Source organism: Pseudoalteromonas sp. Z1A6, assembly GCF_011378745.1.
Taxonomy (GTDB): domain Bacteria; phylum Pseudomonadota; class Gammaproteobacteria; order Enterobacterales; family Alteromonadaceae; genus Pseudoalteromonas; species Pseudoalteromonas arctica.
Genome location: NZ_WTKW01000618.1, coordinates 1 through 1,175, shown reverse-complemented (window position 1 = coordinate 1,175; position 1,175 = coordinate 1). Strand labels below are relative to the sequence as shown.

At 33.3% G+C, this 1,175-nt stretch carries 1 protein-coding gene and 1 tRNA gene; both read left to right on the top strand.

Annotated elements, in window-relative coordinates:
* Positions 1-284 precede the first annotated feature (284 nt).
* Positions 285-782 (top strand): hypothetical protein, encoded by a 498-nt coding sequence (locus GQR46_RS19935; protein ID WP_206009722.1) that lies wholly within the window; start codon positions 285-287, stop codon positions 780-782.
* Between the two features lie 254 nt (positions 783-1,036).
* Positions 1,037-1,113 (top strand) — tRNA-Ile (locus GQR46_RS19930).
* Positions 1,114-1,175: the final 62 nt, after the last annotated feature.

The following is a 1,175-nucleotide window of genomic DNA, read 5'->3' as shown; positions in this document are numbered from 1 at the left end:
TATTTTTTATCAAAATCTAATTTTTAATTTACTCAAACTAAGTGATTTATTTCTTGTAACTCACTCCCAACATTCCCTCAGCCAAACCATTGTTTACTTCAATTAAGCTTTCTAACTAACAGTAGTGTTCTGATTCTGTATTGATGCCATTTAGGAAATCTTTAATATTAGTTTGTTTATATATCTACAATACGCGATTAATTACTCTATTATTTAGTGACAATATTACCATCACTTCTAGTGTTATCATTACACCAAGCTTTTACGCATATTGAGGTAGCTAATTGAATATTCGACTTATACTGTCAGGCGTTGTGTCATTCGTTTTTTATTTTAGCTGGGCCTACTGGGCGAACAGTTCGGCAGATATTGCTAAATCGGTCACGCTTCAAGCTGCATTAGTACAAGGTTTGTATAGTGGATTTGTAACGCTGTTTTTTACTTTTATTTTAGAAAAGGTCGTCAACAAGTATAAGTTTAGTTATGTAACGCTTGCGTTTGTAACTCCAATTATTTGTATGTTTCATTCTAAAACACCACAAAACGTAGCAATACGACAAAGCTTCAATAATGCAATTAACTCTAGCGCCTCGTATCTAGGTAACAAAAAAATAGCAGGTGTACTTTTTGCGCCTATTATTCCGATTACTATTCAATCGAGCTTAGTGATTATGGTGAATGTAATTAATCAGACACCTAATTTGGCACTTACAGTAGCCCCAAGCATATTTTTTACAGCCTTATATGCCTACACATATATGTTAGCTTTACTTAAAAAGTAGAGCGTTAAATATAAAAGACTGATGTGGGAGGAAAGTTTTTATAATTTAATGCAGTGAATATCATAGAAAATATCTTACATTTTATGTTTATATCTGCATAAAAGATTACTATTTAAGCAGTTAGCTTACTGATTGTTAAAATAAAGGTGTTTGGTAGTGACAAGCACCTAAAAAGTTTTTATACTGCAACCCGCTTTAGTCGCTCTGTGACTGAACGCTTCAAAAATTAACTGCCTAGCAGTTATATAAAAGTTGGCCCCTTAGCTCAGTTGGTTAGAGCACACGACTCATAATCGTTAGGTCCCCAGTTCGAGTCTGGGAGGGGCCACCACTTTCCAAAAAATACCTATTCAAATTATTTAATGCTATATGAATTTAATATCGTGTAATTTA